The 18,677-nt window shown below is 40.5% G+C and carries 14 protein-coding genes; 8 read left to right on the top strand and 6 right to left on the bottom strand.

What is annotated here, in order from left to right:
- Positions 1 to 21 precede the first annotated feature (21 nt).
- Genes LOZ91_RS12140 through mnmC form a run of 3 tightly spaced genes read left to right on the top strand, consistent with a single transcriptional unit; the run spans position 22 to position 2,774 of the window.
- Complete coding sequence (locus LOZ91_RS12140) at positions 22 to 324, top strand: YciI family protein (protein ID WP_005098111.1); 303 nt, start codon at positions 22 to 24, stop codon at positions 322 to 324.
- A gap of 5 nt (positions 325 to 329) precedes the next feature.
- A complete protein-coding gene (locus LOZ91_RS12135) occupies positions 330 to 836 on the top strand; it encodes a hypothetical protein (protein WP_005168651.1) in 507 nt (168 codons plus the stop codon).
- A 39-nt stretch (positions 837 to 875) separates the two neighbouring features.
- A complete protein-coding gene (gene mnmC, locus LOZ91_RS12130; protein WP_244783275.1) occupies positions 876 to 2,774 on the top strand; it encodes an FAD-dependent 5-carboxymethylaminomethyl-2-thiouridine(34) oxidoreductase MnmC in 1,899 nt (632 codons plus the stop codon).
- Positions 2,775 to 2,948: 174 nt separating this feature from the next.
- Here the strand turns inward: mnmC and LOZ91_RS12125 are convergent, their stop codons facing one another.
- A complete protein-coding gene (locus LOZ91_RS12125; protein ID WP_005098114.1) occupies positions 2,949 to 3,263 on the bottom strand; it encodes a rhodanese-like domain-containing protein in 315 nt (104 codons plus the stop codon).
- A 91-nt stretch (positions 3,264 to 3,354) separates the two neighbouring features.
- Between LOZ91_RS12125 and LOZ91_RS12120 the strand changes: the two genes are divergently transcribed.
- Both LOZ91_RS12120 and LOZ91_RS12115 read left to right on the top strand, forming a co-directional pair.
- Positions 3,355 to 3,843 (top strand): YajQ family cyclic di-GMP-binding protein, encoded by a 489-nt coding sequence (locus tag LOZ91_RS12120; RefSeq protein ID WP_005098115.1) that lies wholly within the window; start codon positions 3,355 to 3,357, stop codon positions 3,841 to 3,843.
- Between the two features lie 28 nt (positions 3,844 to 3,871).
- A complete protein-coding gene (locus LOZ91_RS12115; RefSeq protein WP_005168656.1) occupies positions 3,872 to 4,375 on the top strand; it encodes a DUF4442 domain-containing protein in 504 nt (167 codons plus the stop codon).
- Between the two features lie 61 nt (positions 4,376 to 4,436).
- Here the strand turns inward: LOZ91_RS12115 and LOZ91_RS12110 are convergent, their stop codons facing one another.
- Genes LOZ91_RS12110 through LOZ91_RS12100 form a run of 3 tightly spaced genes read right to left on the bottom strand, consistent with a single transcriptional unit; the run spans position 4,437 to position 6,211 of the window.
- Positions 4,437 to 4,862, bottom strand: coding sequence for an acyl-CoA thioesterase (locus LOZ91_RS12110; RefSeq protein ID WP_005098118.1), 426 nt, complete (start codon positions 4,860 to 4,862; stop codon positions 4,437 to 4,439).
- Between the two features lie 20 nt (positions 4,863 to 4,882).
- A complete protein-coding gene (gene trxC / locus LOZ91_RS12105; RefSeq protein ID WP_005098120.1) occupies positions 4,883 to 5,314 on the bottom strand; it encodes a thioredoxin TrxC in 432 nt (143 codons plus the stop codon).
- Positions 5,315 to 6,211, bottom strand: coding sequence for an alpha/beta fold hydrolase (locus LOZ91_RS12100; protein ID WP_244783274.1), 897 nt, complete (start codon positions 6,209 to 6,211; stop codon positions 5,315 to 5,317). It lies immediately after the preceding gene.
- A 125-nt stretch (positions 6,212 to 6,336) separates the two neighbouring features.
- Between LOZ91_RS12100 and LOZ91_RS12095 the strand changes: the two genes are divergently transcribed.
- Positions 6,337 to 6,672 carry a TIGR01244 family sulfur transferase gene (locus tag LOZ91_RS12095; RefSeq protein ID WP_005098133.1) on the top strand — a complete coding sequence of 112 codons (336 nt, stop codon included), beginning with the start codon at positions 6,337 to 6,339 and terminating at the stop codon, positions 6,670 to 6,672.
- Entirely contained in the window at positions 6,665 to 7,087 is a 423-nt protein-coding gene (locus LOZ91_RS12090) for a sulfur transferase domain-containing protein (RefSeq protein ID WP_100329847.1), read from the top strand. Before LOZ91_RS12095 ends, LOZ91_RS12090 begins: the two co-directional genes overlap by 8 nt.
- A 155-nt stretch (positions 7,088 to 7,242) precedes the next feature.
- On the opposite strand, the gene LOZ91_RS12085 is transcribed toward LOZ91_RS12090, so the two are convergent.
- Positions 7,243 to 15,393: a hypothetical protein gene (locus tag LOZ91_RS12085; RefSeq protein ID WP_244783273.1), complete on the bottom strand. Its 8,151-nt coding sequence runs from the start codon at positions 15,391 to 15,393 to the stop codon at positions 7,243 to 7,245.
- 171 nt (positions 15,394 to 15,564) lie between these two features.
- On the opposite strand from LOZ91_RS12085, the gene LOZ91_RS12080 reads away from it, so the two are divergent.
- A complete protein-coding gene (locus LOZ91_RS12080; protein ID WP_244783272.1) occupies positions 15,565 to 16,944 on the top strand; it encodes a dihydrolipoyl dehydrogenase in 1,380 nt (459 codons plus the stop codon).
- On the opposite strand, the gene LOZ91_RS12075 is transcribed toward LOZ91_RS12080, so the two are convergent.
- A complete protein-coding gene (locus LOZ91_RS12075; RefSeq protein WP_244783271.1) occupies positions 16,910 to 18,529 on the bottom strand; it encodes a Na/Pi symporter in 1,620 nt (539 codons plus the stop codon). The genes LOZ91_RS12080 and LOZ91_RS12075 overlap by 35 nt on opposite strands.
- Positions 18,530 to 18,677: the final 148 nt, after the last annotated feature.

Raw genomic sequence — 18,677 nt, 5'->3', positions numbered from 1 at the left:
TACAAACAATTGAGAATCATCATGCCATTATTTGTCGTTAGCTGTACCGATCAGGAAGGTACAGTGGAGAAACGTCTTGCCATTCGTCCACAACATCTTGCCCGCTTGCAAAAGCTGAATGATGAAGGCCGTCTGATTGTTGCAGGCGCGATGCCGAAAGATCCGAGTAATCCACAAGCCGGCTTTTATGGTAGTACCATCATTGTCGATTTTGACAGCCGTGAAGACCTGGATACCTGGCTAGAGGATGAACCCTTCCTGAAAGAAGGTGTATATGCACAGATTGATGTGAAACCGTTTAACAAAGCATTCCCTCAAGGATAAGGTTTATGCGTGTTGTTCTTGCCAGTGTTATTGGCCTCTGTTGTACCTTTCATTCTGTATGGGCAGTAGAAGTTGCCACAGTTCAGACAACACCAAACAGTGTCGCCGCTGCTGCTGTACAAGCTGCGGTCGCAACCCCCACTGCTACGCCAAAACCTGCAATTATCCCTGTGGTTGCAACAGCATCTCAAGCCCTTCCGGCAACTGGAAATAAGCCACTGACTGCTGAAGAACTTGCCAGAAATAAAGCTCAGCAAGACGCCAAAGTAAAAGCTTTGGTGAAGGATCAGGCGACGCGTCTGCAACAGCTGGAAAAAGCCAATCTGGAAGCGTTAGCACAAAATCAGGAACTACAACTCAGAAATGACAATCTTGGCGTGCAAGTACAGGTTTTACAAAGCGAACGCAGTGCGCAGATGTTCCTGTATGGTGCTGCCACTTTGGCCGTGGGCGTTTTGCTGGGCTTTCTGATTGCCAGTTACGTTTATACCAAGCGTCGCCGTCAATGGTAATCTATTCCCCTTTCGGACTTATTTAAGGTTGTAGTCGTTTTGTCGCATGCAATTCAAACCGCCGATCTCGATTGGCACTTGGTGGATGGCATTGAAGTGCCTGTCTCTAAACAGTTTGGTGATGTTTATTTTTCTAAAGACAATGGTTTGCTGGAAACCCGCCATGTTTTTTTAAATGGCAATGACCTGCCGACCCGCCTGACTGACTTAAAACCGTTTGAATATTTTTGTGTGGGCGAAACCGGCTTTGGCACAGGCCTGAATATTCTGGCGTTATGGCAGCTCTGGCAACAGACCCGTCCGGACAATCACAGTCATTTGCATGCGATTTCAGTGGAGAAATTTCCGCTCTCTAAACCCGATCTGATTCGCGCTTTAAATGTCTGGCCTGAACTCAAGCCATTGGCAGATCAACTGATTTCCCAATATCCGATGCCAATTGCAGGCTGCCACCGTTTAAGCTTCCGGGAAGAACGTTTCTCAATCGACTTGTGGCTTGGAGATGCCCATGATGTATTTCCCATCATGGAAAAAACCGCACCTGTGAATGCATGGTTTCTGGATGGTTTTGCGCCGTCTTGTAATCCAGACATGTGGGAAGAAAATGTTTTAAATAATATTGTGCGTTTATCCGAGATCGGCACCACTTTCGCTTCTTTTAGTGTCGCAGGTGTCCTGAAACGTGGCCTAAAGAATCATGGGATTTCTATTTCACGTCCAAGAGGTTTTGGGCATAAACGTGAAATGCTCAAAGCCATCTGGAAGCTATCTGAACCAGCCAATTCGGGTGCAGATCAGGATATTACTCAAAAAAAAACAGCATTAAATCCTGAACTTGAATTTAACATACGCCAGATTGCGGTTATTGGTGCCGGAATCGCAGGTTTAAGTGCTGCTTGGGCCTTTGCGCAGCGTGGCCGCCAAGTCACGATTTACGATCAATCAGCGCCACTTGCTGGTGGTTCTGGTAACCCGCTTGCGCTCCTGAACCCAAAACTCTGCCCGATTGAGCAGAGTGCAGAACATTTAATGACCTTGGCTTGGCAACATGCGCTGACTCATTATGCAAAATTCAAAGCCTTTCGACCGATTCAGGTCAGTCAATTGGCACTCAAACATCCCGAGACTCTTTTAAGTCTGGCAAATGAATATCCAGCACATATTCTTTCAGTGCAAACGGCGGATGAGCAGAAACTGCATACTGAATATTCAAGTTTAAAACTTTTAGCAGCAGGAACTATTTCTCCACATCAATTGCGTGATGAAATTTTACAGCATCCGAATATTAAATATATCCAAGCAAAAATCACCAAAATTGAGCAGCTATCTCAACCCGAACTTTTTGAAAATGAAAATTGTTTGGGTCAGTTTGATCATGCGCTGGTTTGTAGCGCGCGCGAGACAGCACAATTCTTTGAGCATTATCCGGCACTCAAGCCAATTCGTGGACAAGTGAGCTGGCTAAACAATAGCGATCAGCCTTTAAGCAAAGATACTGCTTATAACTACGGCGGTTATTGTATGCAACTGGATGATACACATTTAATTCTCGGTGCATCTTTCCATCCCGGCCGGGAGGATACAGAGGTGCTCCCAGAAGATCATGCACATAATCATGAGCTGCTCCAGAGCGTCTTTCCAGATTATGCCGCGTCATTAGCACCGATGGACACCTGGCATGGCCGTGCAGCGCTACGTGCCCAAAGTCAGGATTACTTTCCTTTACTCGGTAAAATGCAGCCTGAACAGGAAATTTATAGTTTTGCCGGTCTAGGCTCCAAAGGCTTTTTATTTGCACCCCTTTGTAGTGAAATTTTGGCCGCCCAGATTCTGGGTGAAGCCTGTCCTGTTCCGGCAAGTCTGGTTAAAAAACTCAGCGTGAGCCGCTTTCAAAAGAAAGTAAAAGCCAAGAAGCCTTATTTTAAGCCACAAATTTAATTACCCTTTTGCATGAATTCCTCTAAGTCTCCCTTTTTTAAAGGGGGACTTTTCTCTACTTTTATGAATAAATCGAATGCCTGTAGCTCCTCCCTTTAGAAAAGGGAGGTTGGGAGGAATTAAATTTCAGCCCATAAAAAAGCGCCTTGCGGCGCTTTTTTTTTAACAGAATGCTTATGCACCCTGTTCAAGCGGTAAGCCTGCATCACGGGCGGCACGAGTACCCCCCATCAGAATGACATATTCACGTGAACTGTCAAAACCCTCTAGTTTTTCAGCAGCACGTGGAGCTTTACTACCCCCACCACACAAGATGTAAATGGGTTGATCCGCTGACACCTGAGTTAGGCTCTCTGCTGAAAGATCGTTAATGGGCTGATTCACCGCCCCTTTCACGTGTGCTTCAGCAAAAGCACTTGTATCGCGTACATCCCAGATAATTGCATTTTCTGGGAACTCAAATGTTGTAATTTCTTGTTTACGGATCATTGCGCACTCCTTTGATGTAAACAACACTTGGCAAATGAAGAAAACATCCCTAGCATCTCAGATATTCTTTCCATTTGTAAAGGTCTAAACCATGCCTTCTTTCGATATTGTTTCTGAATTAGAAATTTTTGAAGTAAATCATGCAGTTCAAAACACGCAAAAAGAAATTGCGACCCGCTTTGACTTCCGCGGTCAGGACGTTTCTATTGAACTGAATGAAAAAAACAAGGAAATCAAGATTTCGACTGAAAGTGATTTCCAGTGTGAACAAGTGTATAGCATGCTCGAAAGTCATTTCTTTAAACGCAAAGTTGATATTCAGGCACTCGATCCACAGAAAATGACGGCTTCTGGTAAAAACGTGATTCAGGTAATCAAACTCAAAGATGGTCTTGACTCTGATACCGCAAAAAAAATCAATAAAGCCATTAAAGAAAGCGGCATTAAAGCGCAATCTTCTATTCAGGGTGACAAGATTCGTGTAACGGACAAGAAGCGCGACACTTTGCAACAAGTGATGACCTTCTTAAAAGAACAGCAATTTGGTTTGCCTTTACAGTTCAATAACTTTAAAGATTAAGACCGCACAGTGTCTTAAAGAAGGAATTATGACGCATCGCAATCGACTGACCAAACTGGTAAAAGCTACTTCCAGACTACCTCAAGCTATTCGTAGTACTTTATTGAGTAAAACCTTTGGCCGGATTATTCCCATGGTAGGTTCTGCCAAGATTCGCTATGTAGAACTCAGTGGAGCAAAAGTGGTGGTCACAATCGCCAACCATAAAGCCATGCAAAACCATATTGGTCAGGTACATGCCTGTGCCATGGCCTTAGTGGCAGAAACTGCGACCGGCTTTGTGACGGCAATGAATGTGCCGGATACCGCGATTGTATTAATCAAAAGTTTGAAGATTGATTTTAAACGTCCGACCAAAGGCGCCATGACTGCAGTCGCTACCTTGACGCCGGAGCAACAAGCACTCATGCAAAGCTCCGATAAAGGCGAAACATTGGTTCAGGTCACGGTCACGGATGAATCCGGAGAAACGCCGATTCAATGTGAAATGCTCTGGGCCTGGATTGCCAAAGATCAGCTCAAGCAATCATAATTCTTTCTAAGCAAGAAAAATCCCAGAGATCATCTCTGGGATTTTTTTATATCTCATTCAATCATTGGGCTACTTGAGACTCTAAAAACTTCTGTTTGGCTTCCTCTGGAATCAGACGCTTATTGCCTTTTACATCGACTGCGACAAAGGTAAATACCCCTTCTGTGACACGAATCGGCGCACGTGAATCATCATGACTGTCCCAGACTTCAATTTCCATCTGAATAGAGGTCTTGCCAACTTTTAAAATCTGGGTATAACAGCTAATGACATCCCCGACTTTCACTGGAACCAGAAAGGTCATCTGGTTAATCGAAATCGTGGCACAACGTCCCTTTGAAAATCGTTCTGCGTGAATCGCGCCTGCCAAGTCCATTTGTGAAACGATCCAGCCACCAAACACATCACCGCTCCAGTTGGTATCTGCAGGCATTGCGATCGTTTGTAGGGAAAGAATCCCCTCTGGTTTTACTTGAGAATCTGACACATTCACTCCAGGCATTTGAATTAGGGTTGGGTATTTAACTGCTGATCAAGCCATTTTTGTAGTTCGCTTGATCGTAATGCACCGCTTATTCTAGCAATTTCGTTGCTTTTATTCATCAACACCAGCGTCGGAATACTACGAACATTAAATGCTGAACTTAAGCGCGGATTCGCTTCGGTATCAATTTTTGCAAAAACCACGTTTGGATATTGCTGCGCGACAGTCGCAAAATGCGGTGCCATCATTTTACAGGGGCCACACCATTCTGCCCACAGATCAATCAAGATTGGTAAATCACTATGGGTGACAAACTGGCTGAAATTCTGCTCATTTAATTCAATTGGCGCCAATGGAATCAGGGCCTGATGACATTGACCACAGGCAGGGTTGGCGGTGAGTTTATCTTCAGGAACACGATTTTTGGCCTGACATTCTGGGCATACAATAATCATCTAGCGTACTCCAATATGTTGATGTAGGAATTCTAATTGGGTTGAAACGGCTTTTTCAAACCATTCACCATGATAAATATCAAAATGCCGGATATTCCACTCCTGATATTGTACAAACGGTGCAAGATTGGTTACGGTTTCGCGACTGGATTCAATCGGAATTAAACTATCCAGTTTTGCTGCAATAAACAGCACCGGAATGGTGATTTTTCTAACTTGCTGAATCGGGCGATAACGCATTAAATTAAAAAAGACCCGCGCAGGAATTTGACCACTCCAATAATAATCCGGATTCACAATCGACAGATAACCCTCGTAGCTGTCCTGTGTCGGCATAAAACACAGCTCGTAAGGATCGACCACCGGCAAGGTTTTGGGCTGCATACCGACCTTGCTTCCCATATAGTCCTGACTAGAAACCTTAAGTGCCTTAGGGAGTTGCTGCAAAGGATAAAACCTGGCACTTTCAGCCCCATCGACAAAAGGCACCTGTACCATTGCGGCCTGAATATTTTTCAGTTCTGCTGCCAGAGTGAGTACATGCCCTCCGCTTAAGGCAGTTCCCCAGAGCACGATCCGTTGACTATCAATCGACTTACGTGCCTGAATATGCTTGATCATGGTTCGCCAGTCATCCAGCTGGGCAGAAATCGAGACCAGCTCACGCGGTCGCCCGGTACTGCCGCCCCAATAGCGATAATCGAATAACACCACCGCATAGCCGGCACTGGCAAAATGCTGGGCATAGTGCACCAGTTTAAATTGACGTAAGGCCGCCAGACCATGGGCCATCAAGATCACGGCCGGTTTTTCTATATTTTTAGGCCGATAAAAATCTGCAGCAATCACGTCCTGACCGCTTTTGACATACAGTGGCTCAACTGTATAAGCCTGCATACGCGCTCCATTGCGTTATCTTATGGTGATCATCATTTATAAAAATTTCACAACAGCTTCAGCATGTTTTCCGCTTAATGCTATCATAAAGCATATCGATATAAATGAAATGATGGAGTGGCGTCATGAGCGAAAATGTAGGCTTTGCTGGTCAAATTGGTCCGGAACACGTGACTCAGGTGGTCGAGAAAGGTTTTAAATCGATTATCAATAACCGCCCGGATATGGAAGGTGGTTCTGAGCAGCCGACCAGTGCACAAATTGAAGAAGCTGCACGCAGTGCCGGTCTGGATTATGTCTTTCAGCCTGTCGTCGCTGGTCAGATTACTGAGCTCGATGTACGTACTTTTGCCAATCATTATAATGAATTACCAAAACCTATTCTGATGTTCTGCCGTACTGGAAATCGCTCAAATAATTTATATCAACTGGCAAAACAGATGGACCTGCTGGATGACTAAGTCTTTTTGGAAAATTGTAGTACTGGCAAGCTGTTTAAGTGTCAGCTCACTTGGTTTTGCCGCAAATGATCTCAGCCGTGCAATGACCTCTTCGCTGAGTGTGTCAGGTGAAATGACATTAAGCAAGTTTCAGCAATTGATTCAGCAAGGTTTCAAATCTGTGATTGTCAATCGGCCGGATCAGGAAACTGGCAATAATGTCACGGTGAGTCAATTACGCTCCATTGCGGAGAAATCTCAAGTGAGTGTAATTTATCAGCCTGTGGTGAGTGGCCAGCTTTCTCAGGCCAATATTGAGGAATTTGCTCGATATTATAATGAGCTACCTAAACCTATTTTGATGGTTTGCCGGAGCGGTACACGTTCAGCGACCTTGTTTAACCAGGCTAAATCTCAAGGATTGATTCATGAATAAAATCTTGGTTGTGTTATGTCTGAGCTTGACCTTTATCGGCTGTAGTTCAATGAACTTGAAGCCAACTGTAGGCGTAAGTGTGGGAACATCAATTTAAGTTTTTAAACTGCAGTCCCCATAAAAAAACAGCGCCGAAGCGCTGTTTTTTATTCAACTTAGTTAGAACAAGTCGTATATGGGCTTACACGATTAGGCGCGTAGCTACCATCAGCAGCATAATCGGTGCTCAAACTTGGTAATGTCAGTGTTGTATAACCCCTGGTAGGTGTTTGTGCGAGTGTAGTTTTCGCTCCCACTTCTACAGCTACCCAATGCGCATTTGCTTTTGGATATTCAATGACAAAGTCAAATCGACCAGTACTATCGGTGCGGTAGGTCGTGGTATATGGATGTGTAGTACTATTATTGTTCGCTCCACCTAAGAAACGCACTACACGTAATGCCTGACCATTAGCCATCCAAGTTGTTGTTGTTGGATCCACCGTACATGTCGTTGCTGAGTTTGTATCTTGAACTTCTGCAGGTATTGCACCAACTAATGGATAATAATAATCACTTGGTTTAATCCAGCCTTTTAGATTCGTAAATGGATAAATCGCATCTAGCTCTTTAACTGGTGTTGTGATTGGATTCCCTCCTGAAGTAAAAGTAGGATCCCCATTTAAATCCAATACAGGTTTATTAACTATCTTCCATGGATCTTTCTGAATTTCAAATTTCCATTCACCTAAGACGTAAGATGTTGGACGAATGTCTAAAACCACATCCTGATTTGCCACTGGCTTCCCATCAACATCTACCAGCTGAACAGAACCCTCTTTTTGATAATAAATTCCGTTACCCGTTGATGTAAGCTCTGTTGGATTAAAGTTAACCGCAATAGAACCAATCGTTACTGGCACTTCGGAATTTACTACATCAATCACATGCGGTACACGTCGCTCTGTATTCTGCGTATCTTTAACTACAGCTTCCACACGTAAATCAGCAGCAACGAAGTCATAGCTTGGATTACGTAAACTTTCATCAATTACAATTGAAAATTTTGCCCAACCACTCTCATCACTTTCAATAGTAGATGCGCCATGAATATAGGCACCATTTTGATTATATTGAGGAATTGTTAATGTAACTGCTTTACCAGCTTGACTTGAACCATCCAAGTCGACTACCAATACTGATACTTCGACAGAATCACCACGAACATTTAACTTATTTTTAGATACTTTGATTTTTAAGTCCAATTCTGGTGCTAAAACTGTTGGTGAGTGCACTTGAATACTGCCAGGTAGACTTACTGAAGCACCTGTTGCCGTGGTATGGGTTGCCGTTAATTCAATTGGTAGAACTGGTAATACTAATGCACCTTGTAGTGATTTCATCGATACTTCAAATACAGCTTCACCAAATTGATTAGTAATGAGCTGTGAAGCCCCTTTAATACTAGTCACATCTCGCGGATCAGCAATAGCTAAGCTAACTTTTTCATTCGCAACACCGCCTTGATTCTTATCAAGAAGTTTAACCGTCACAAATGCACTATCACCTGCTGAACTTAATGACACACGACTACTGTCAATAGTTAAGTGATAAGGATTAATGATATCTTGAACAACAAAATTTAATTTAGTCGGAATTTCATTCCCACGTGGATCACGAATTGTACCCGTGACTGCAATAGAATTTAATACCGCTGTTGTAATACCTTTTGGCACAATCAAATCAAGAGCGACTGCTCCATTTCCTTGTATTACCACTCCATCAGCACTCAACTTAACTCCAGCATCAATAGCTTCCTGATTCAGGCTTAAGCGCATTGGTGTTCCACCCGCTGTATTAATACCCATTTCGTCTTTAACAGAAGCATAAATTTTAACTGTTTGACCAGCTGTAATTGTTCTCACATCTGATGTTAAACGTGGATTTAAGGCATTTGTAGGCGCAGTAATGCTAATTACACTTGTTTGCTGTAAACGATCACCATTATTTAAGTTGGTACCAACTACAGCAAAGACAATACCATTTTTGATCAGACTAGGATCATATGCTCCTTCAGAAACAGTAACAGTAAACTCTGCTTCACCCTTACTATTGGTTTGTTTTGGTATATTACTTAATGTCACACGGCTAGAAGTAAGGCTGGACAAAGCAAGTGCAATTGGCGTATTTGGAATAGCATTACCATCTTTATCAACTGCTTTAATCTTAACTCGCGTTTCACCACCTAGTACAGAAATTGTATCTAATGGTTTATCGTCTACTGTAGTAAAAATAAGATTTGCTAAATTTTGCAACACAACAGTAGGTTTCTCTAATTCAATTTTACGAACTAACGTATATTCAGAACCATCAGCACGTCGTGCTGTTGCAGTAAATTCAAGATCATTAGCTGCTAGATTTTCAATCTCCATTTCACTTTGCGGATTAATCGTCACCTCAAATATTGCAAGACCATTGCTGTCTGTCATGACTTGAGATGGTGAAACAAAACTTACACCATTACTTAAAGCTGCTTGATTTAGCCCTAGTGAAACTACTTGGTTTGCAAACGCCTTACCTTCGATATCTTTTGCATTAATCGTTACTTGGATCGTCTTAGATGTATTAACTCCCAATGCAATAACATAGTCAGATGCGTTCAAAGTAAAGTAATCTAGAATCTGCCCAGCATTTGGTGATTTAAAGTTCAATGTCTGAACAGCAATTTTACCGTTATTTGTTGTCGCTGTTACACGAACGCCTGAACTTAAAATATTAATCTGTTCCTGAGTATTTGCAACTTTATATTCAAACTCAAAATAAGCATAACCATTGGCATCAGTAAGTTTAGTTGCTTCACCAGTTAAGGTTAACTGTGCAGTTTTTAACTGTTCTAACGTTAAATTTGGTGTGTCAATCGTGACCTTCGCGCCTTGCAAAGCACCTTTATCCGAAGATAAAGCTTTTACTGGAACAATAATTCTTTGATCTTTTGAATAATCAAATGCTTGCAGAATTGGATCAATTAAAACTTCTGCTGGTGTAGATTCAACATTAGGTGCTCTTAAATCAATACGACGAAAAGCTTCATAATTTGAACCATCAGCACGTTTGGCTGTTAAAGTAACCTGTAAATCACCTGACTCAAGGTCGCTAATCAAGTTTTGAACTTCGACCTTATTACGTGGCAATGCCTTAAAGGTGAAGGTCACATAACCATCAGCATCAGTTTTTTGTGAAAAGGTTTGCGCACCAATGTTCGCACCTGTTGGATCAAGTAAATAAATACCATTCTTATGCGCTTGTTCATTATAGCTAATTGTTACATCTTGATTGGCAAGTGATGTACCACCCACATTTATTGCACGTACCTTAACTGTAATATCAGTTTGTACGTTTTCTTCGATCGCAGCATAACCATCTGTATCAATAGAGATATAATCTAAAGCTTCTGAAGTCAAAGACTCTCTAAAGTTCAATTTTGCTGTCTGCGTTTTTCCGTTTGCAGTTGCTGTTACAGTCACACCATTTAAGATATCACGCTGTACTGTGGTATTTGCATATTGATATTCAAATACAAACGTTGCATAACCATCATCACCTGTAAACTGTTCAGCGGCACCATTTAAGCTAAAGTTCAACTGTGCTAACTTATTTTGAACATCCGTGGTGATCGCAACTTTTTCATTTTTAAGCGTGCCACCATCGACATCTAGTGCTTTTACGCGTACTTGAATCTTATGATCTTGAGTATAGTCAAATGAGTTTAATACTGGATCAATGACTAAAGTCTCAACTTTAGATTCAAATTGCTCTTCAGCTTGTACCAATTCAACTTTACGTTGAGCTTGACGAACAGACCCATCGGCGACAGCTGATAACACTTTCACTGTTACGCCATTTGCCAATAATGCTTCTAATTCCTGTTGGTTCTTCGGATGCACACTGAATTCAAATTTGGCATAACCTTCTGCATCCGTTGCAACAGATGAAGCGGTAAGAAGATTAATTCCATTTTCATTGGTCAATTCAATTTGAACATTTTGATTTGCCAATACTGCGCCATCAGTACCTTTTGCAAGTACCGACAATGCAACTTTTGTTTCTGTATCGATATCAATCACCGCTTTACCGATCATATCGATGACCAAGTAATCAAGCGTATTGGTTTGAGTTTCCGCAAAGTTAATAACTGTGCGCTGCTCTTTACCATTGGCTGTCGCCAATAAGTTTACGCCTTTAAGTGCAAGCGGTTTTTGTTCTGTCGATTGGGCATCATAGTTATAGCTAAATTCGAAAACAGCATAACCTTGATCATCGGTATATTGTTCAGTAGCACCATTTAAACTTAAATTCAGTTTTGCTAATTCTGCACTTGATATGTTTTCAGGACGCAAGGTAATTTTTTCATTACGTAATGCACTTCCATCTTCACCCATAGCCTTTACACGCACAGCAATCGTATGGTTTTTACTGTAATCATAGACACTAATTGGATCGATGATGAGATAATCAACCTCACTTGGTGCTTCTGCTTCTGATTTATAAAGTTCAACTTTTCTTGAAACTTTATATGCAGATCCATCTGCTCTCTGAGCAGAAAGACGTACATTGAGTCCACTTGCAAGTAACGCTTCTAATTCCGATGCATTTTCTGGCGCAATTTTGACTTTAAAAGATGCCTGTCCCTGAGCATTGGTCAATACTTCAGTCGATGAATTAAATGAAATACCACGATTGGTCTCTGATTCATCTAGTTCAATTTTGACTGATTGGTCCTTTAATGCAGTGCCATTGGTTGCTAGTGCTGTAACATTTACAACAACTTCTATCGGATTATCCGTCGAAATAACTGCACGACCACCTGTAGACACAACTAAATAATCAAGTTTGATCTCTTGTTCATTTACCGGTTCTTTAAAGTTAATAATGGTATTGTTGCTCTTACTATTTGCAGTTGCTGTAACTTCAAAACCGTTCAGAAGTTTCTTCTGCGCAGGAGACTGTGCATTATATTTATAGTCAAACGTAAATGTTGCGTAACCATAATCATCAGTCAGTTTAGTTGCATCCCCGACTAGACTTATATTTAAGTCCGCTAATTCTTGCGCACTAAAGACCGTTGTTAAGCTGACTTTTTCATTACGCAAAGATTGACCTGCTTGACCAATCGCCTTGACTCGCACTTGAATTGTTTGATCTTGCGTATAGTCATATGCAGCTTGCAACGGATCAATTAATAGTGAAGAGACTTGTGAAGCTTGCTCTTGCTCAACAAGCTTAATTGTTCTTAAGGTTGTATATTCAGAACCATCCTTTGCAGTTGCTTTAACCGCAACTGTCACACCACTTGCAAGCAATGCATTTAGTTCATCTTTATTCTTTGGTTTGGCACTTAAAACGAACTCAGCATTACCTGATGCATCTGTAACTAGGCTGTTAGCGCTTGTATACGTTATACCATTTGAAACTGCAGTATTATCAATACCAATACTAATACGTTGGTTGGCTAAAACCTTACCATCTGTACCCATTGCCTTGACACGGATCTTGATCGGTGTATCTGTAGCGGTAGAAATTAACGCTTGTCCATCTGTATCAACAGTAAAGAAGCTCAAGTCAACCGTATCACTTGGTGCCTTAAAGTTAATTTGAATATTGCTTACTTTGCCATTTGATAAAGCATTGAAAGTAAGACCTTTTTTAGCAAGCTCTTCTTGTTCAGGCGTTGCATCGTATTGGTAACTTAGTTTAAATGTTGCATAACCAGATGCATCCGTGATTTGCTCTGCTTGGGTTGTAAAACTTAAGCCTAACTTCTGCATCTGCTGATTCGTTAAAGCAGATTTTAATTGGATTTTTTCTTTCGCTAATGGACTTCCATTTACGTCCAACGCTTTTACACGAACCGTGATTTCTTGATTTTGTGTATAGTCAAAACGAGTCAAGATTGGATCAACCATGAGATAATCGACTTGACTTGGACCGGTTTCAATAATTGAGTTTGCAGCTAGCTCAACTTTACGTGTAATCACATGTCGAGAACCATCATTACGATAGGAAATAACTGCGACTGTCACCCCCTTTTCAATGAGCGTATTTAACTCTGTCAGATTTCGAGCTGCTACTTTCAGCTTAAATTCAACATTACCTTGCGCATTTGAAACAAGCTTCGTTGCTGTTGCATATGACACGCCATTAGAAATTGCGGTTTCATCAATACCAATTGACAATTCTTGGTTAGCTAATGCTTTACCATCAATACCAATAGCTTGAGCACGTACAACAATTTCTGTTTCTTGGCTAAGACCAATTTGTGCCACACCATCTGTATCTAAAGTAAAGTAATCTAGATCAACTTTGTCACTCACACTCTTGGTATTAAAGTTAACTTTAATGGTTTGATTTTTTTGATTAGATAAAGCTGTTGAAGTAAATGTAATACCTTGCTTCGCTAAAGCTTGTTGTTCTGCTGTTTTATTATATTTGTAGTCATAAATAAAGTTAGCATAACCGTCTGCGTCTGTTAAAACTTCTGCGGCAGTACGTAAGCTTAAACTTAATTTATTTAATTGATCATCTGAAAGTAACGACTTAATCACCACTTTTTCATTTTTAAGTGGTCCACCTTTTTCACCAATCGCTTTTACTTTAATGGTAATTTCTTGATTTTTGGTAGGATCGAAGTTTTCATTGATTGGATCAATTAAAAGATATTTGACGGCTTCAGTAGCAACTACTTCATCTTCAACTACAATTTTAATACTGCTCGTAATATTATTATCTGTTGTAAATGTTGCTGTAATACCTGAAGCCTTCAAAGCTTCAACAGCTGTAGCAGTCTGAGAAGCAGGTGTTTTAATTCTGAAAGTTACATAACCATCTTTACCAACGGTTTGACTTTCATTTAAGTCAAAGTTAACACCATCACTACTACCTTCAAACTTAACAGCATTCGCTACAGCTTCGCTATTTAAAGAAAGTTTGATTTTACCTTTTTCAGCTGCTTTACCATTATTGGCAATCGCTTTGACTTTAATTTCGACGCCATCAGACATCGCATTGATTTTATAAGAGGATGCAATTTCTAAGCGTTGAATCGCCTCTTGATCTGCTGCATTTTCATCAGAAGTAACCACATCTACAGTGACATTTGCAAATACTTTTGAATTATCAATATAAGTAGCTTTAAGCTCAATTCCTTCTTGCGACAGTGCAATCGGAGTATCTGAATTACTCTCTAAAATAAACTCAGCAAATCCTTGAGAATTTGTAATAGCATCTGATTTATCAAGAGTGACGAGGCGACTTGATTGATTGGTTTCTAAACGAACGTTCTGACCGGCTAAATCTTTATTATCAGTATTTTTAGCATAAACTCGAATTATAGCTTTACCATTTTTAGCTGAAATTGCACGATCGGGTTTAATGATTTCAAGCTTATTTACTACAGTTGAAATATCTTTAAATGTCAAAGATGTTACTGCATGTCTCTCAGCACGATATTCATCAATAAGTTTAAAATTTAAAGTTTTAGAACTATTTACCAGTTTTTTAATTTGTTCAGATGTTAAGTTTTGATTTGCTACAATTTTAAAAGTGGCTTTTCCTTCATTATCAGTTTGAATCGAAGAACCATTAGCAATTACAAACATTCCTTGCATTTCAGCTGGCAAAGCCAGTTCTACTGCTTGACCTGCTTTTGAGCCACCTTTTTTATCTGTGACTTGTACAGAAAATTCAGCAGAACCTCTAGGTAAATCTAAAGTTAGGCCTTGTGGTACTTCTAAATTATAATCACTGACAATAACACTTGATTTTTTAATATTAAGCGTATAAACCTGTTTCACCTGAGTACCGTCAACAACCGCTGTTAACTGTACTTTACCTGACTCAATATTCATCGTTGGAATTTTAAGTTCAAAAATAGCAAAACCATTATCAGCAGTGGACACTAATGAATTTGTGCTTGTCACTCCAATATTTTCTTTATCCTCAATCGATAAACGTACATTCTTCCCAGAAACCCCCCCTTTGTCTGCATTTAATACTTGAACTGCAATTTGAATAACAGAGTTATCAACAATTTGGATCGCACTTTGACCATTTTGATCTTGTAAGGCAATATTTAAGCTTTCAGGAATTTGAGCGCTATTATCTGTAGACTCATTTCCTTCACCACTAGATCCACCTGTTCCTGGTTGACTATTATTCCCTTTATCATAATACCCGTCACTACCGCCCCCTCCGCAAGCAACTAAAGAAATTGAGGTCGCTAAAACTGTTGTGTTTACCCCTAATTTTTTTAAATTTATAAACAAACTCATAATTTTTCCCACTAAATATAATAGTTAAGCAGCCATAAAAAAATAGCTTTTGGCTTTTATACAAAATTTACTTAAATTAGCAAAAATAAGCAATCTAGTTACATAAATTACATCATAAACATTGTAAATCTTAAAGATAAATAACTACTTTTGAGAATTGGTAATCATTCTATGTACGACCTCATCATTATTGGCGCAGGCACTGCAGGGATCAGTGCTTATAACGAAGCCATCAAATACACCCAAAATATTTTAATTATTAATGACGGCCCATGGGATACAACCTGTGCACGTGTCGGCTGTATGCCAAGCAAACTTCTGATTTCATCTGCAAATCGCATGCATGACATTCAATCCGCGAAAGACCTCGCTTTACAACATGAAGCTGTAATAGATACTTCAGGTGTGATGCAACGTCTACATAGCTTAAGAGAACGTTTCATTCGTGCAACCCTAAAAGGCGTTGATCGATGGGAGGCTTCACATAAAATTTCTGGTCATGCAACGTTTATTAATGCCCATACAGTTGAAGTCAATGGACAAGCTTATCAGGCTAAAAGCTTCATTATTGTGGTTGGTTCACGACCTAATATCGATAAAACATTCAAGGAAGAATTAGGAGATAAATATCTAACTTCTGATGAGATATTTGAACTTTCTCAATTACCCAAGTCTTTAGCAGTGATCGGAAGTGGTGTGATTGCCATTGAACTGGCACAAGCCATGCAACGACTGGGCGTAGACACTACCCTGTTCGCTCGTAGCCAAAAAGTAGGTGCCTTAACCAGTCCAGTCTTACAAAAGCTGGCACAGGAGCAATTGAGTAAAGAACTCAATATCAAGTTCAAAATCTTGCCAGATCAAGTTAAAAAACAAGCTGATCATATCCAGATTAATTTTACTGAAAATGATCAAGCTCAAACTATTCAAGTTGAATATATTTTGGGCGCTACAGGCCGTCAGACTAATCTGGATCGATTGAGTTTAAATCAGTTAGAGCCTAGTTTTGCTGATATCAAAAAATTGCCTATCAATAAAAAAACCAAACAACTCGCAGATATGCCGATATTTATAGTGGGTGATGCCGCACCTGATGCCCCCATTCAGCACGAAGCTGCTCATGCTGGTAAAGAAGTGGTTCATAACTGTTTAAATTATCCCGAAATTAAACCGATTCCCGCACTCACCCCACTGGCAATCGTATTCTCTCACCCGGAAATGGCGATTATCGGGCAAAGTTTTAAACAGTTAGAAAAGCAAAATATTGAGTTTATTCGAGGATTTGCCTCCTATGAAAATCAAGGACGTGCACTGGTTCTTGCTGAAAATAAAGGTGGTATTGAAGTTTATATTGATAAAAAATCAGGCAAATTATTAGGCGCAGAACTCTTCTGTTCACAAGCTGAACATCTTGGCCATCTTCTGGCCTGGACCATTGATGCAGATCAGGATATTCATCAAATCCTGGCAAAACCTTTTTATCACCCAACACTGGAAGAAGGTCTCAGATCTGCTCTTAAACATGCTCGTCGTCAATTTGATGCATTGTAAGTGTTTGCTGACGCTCATTGAGTACATTAATCAAACGGTAACTGTGCGCAACTAAGCGATCTAACCAACGCTGAGCAGCCAATAACTCAAAAGTTTTGGCTGCATTCAGCTGATACGTTGAAGCATAAATATTAGTTTTTTCACGTAATTCGCTACGATGCTGTTTACTCCACTGTTTTAGATGTCCCATTTCAATATACAGTTGGCTCAAATCTTCAGATGAGCGAGTATCTAGCATGCTATTTCCAGCATTTTCCAGAATCTGGATAAAATCCAAGGCAAGTTGATGAATCGCGGGTTGGGTACGAATACTCACAACATGCTTTAGATTTTCCAAATCACTACGCAACACTTTCAGATAAACCATCATCCTTAATAAGCTAAACAGCCGACTTTGATCAGTGCTATTTTCAGGCACAACAATTTTTTCTAAATAATCCTGTAATTTGTAAATTAATTCGTCTTGCTGTTTTAATTCATTGGCCGAAACCAATTCTGCTGACTTGATGGCTTTTAGAATCCAGGAATATTGGGTCAATATGGTTTTAAAGATCACTTGTTCTGCCGTATTAATTGCGACCGCAGGCACTGCCAAACTGGCTTCATCTAAGGCCTGTAATAATGAATCTTCATGTGCCGGAATATATTTCACCAACAGCTGTTCAAAGGGGTGAATCAATGGCATAAAAAATAAGGCACCAAATACACTGAAGGCTGTATGAAAAGCTGCCACAATGACCACATGATCCCAACCAGATAAAAAATACTGTGGTTGATACAGCCATAAAAACAAGGGAACCAAAATACAAAATGCAAAAATTGCACTCACGACATTAAAACAGACATGCACAGCAGCAGTTCGTTTTGCATTCGCATTTGCACCGATGGCTGCCAGTACTGCAGTTGCAACGGTTCCAATATTCTGGCCAATGACGAGCACAAGCGCTTGATCGAGCTGAATCGCCTGACTTGCTAATGCAGCAAGTGTCGCTGTAATGGCGGCACTAGAGGACTGCAAAATCACAGTCATGACCAAACCGAAAAGTACCAATAACAGCTTTGCAGCAAAACTTTCGGTCGAGAAAATTGAAAGATCGAGATGTTCTGCGACACCTGACATTGCTACTTGAAGCAAATCAATTCCAAAGAAAATCAGGCCGAATCCCGCAAGCACCAAGCCGGTAAGCGCTGTACGTCCATGTGCTAATATTTTAAGTAAAGCGCCTATGGCAATGAGAGGCAAAGCCACTTGTCCAATAGAAAACTTTAAACCTAAAAAAGCCACAATCCAGCCAGTACTGGTTGTACCGATATTGGCGCCAATAATTACACCAATGGCTTGCGAAAAAGAGAGTACGCCTGCACTGACAAAGCCAATGGTTGCTAGAGTCGTGGCTGTGGAGGATTGCACAATCAAGGTCAAGGCAATACCTGAAGTCATTGCTTTAAAAGGAGAACCAGTAAACCGACCTAACCATTGTCTTAATGTTTCACCTGCAATATCTTTAAGGCTCTCGGTCATTAAAGTCATACCAAGCAAAAATAAACCGATTCCACCACAGAGCTGTGTAAATACCTCAAACACGCAGATTCCTAGGCTTTAAATTTTAATGATTAAAACATAATCAGGCTGATTTAAAAACAGCAAATAACCTTGAGTAAATTCAGAATATTATTTTTACTATATTTAATTTTACTATAAATCCCGCACATAAAAAAACACCCCCTGCTGA

Source organism: Acinetobacter sp. F-1, from assembly GCF_022869025.1.
Taxonomy (GTDB): domain Bacteria; phylum Pseudomonadota; class Gammaproteobacteria; order Pseudomonadales; family Moraxellaceae; genus Acinetobacter; species Acinetobacter pseudolwoffii.
Note: the sequence above shows the minus strand (reverse complement) of the source record. Positions and strands in the feature narration are given on the sequence as shown.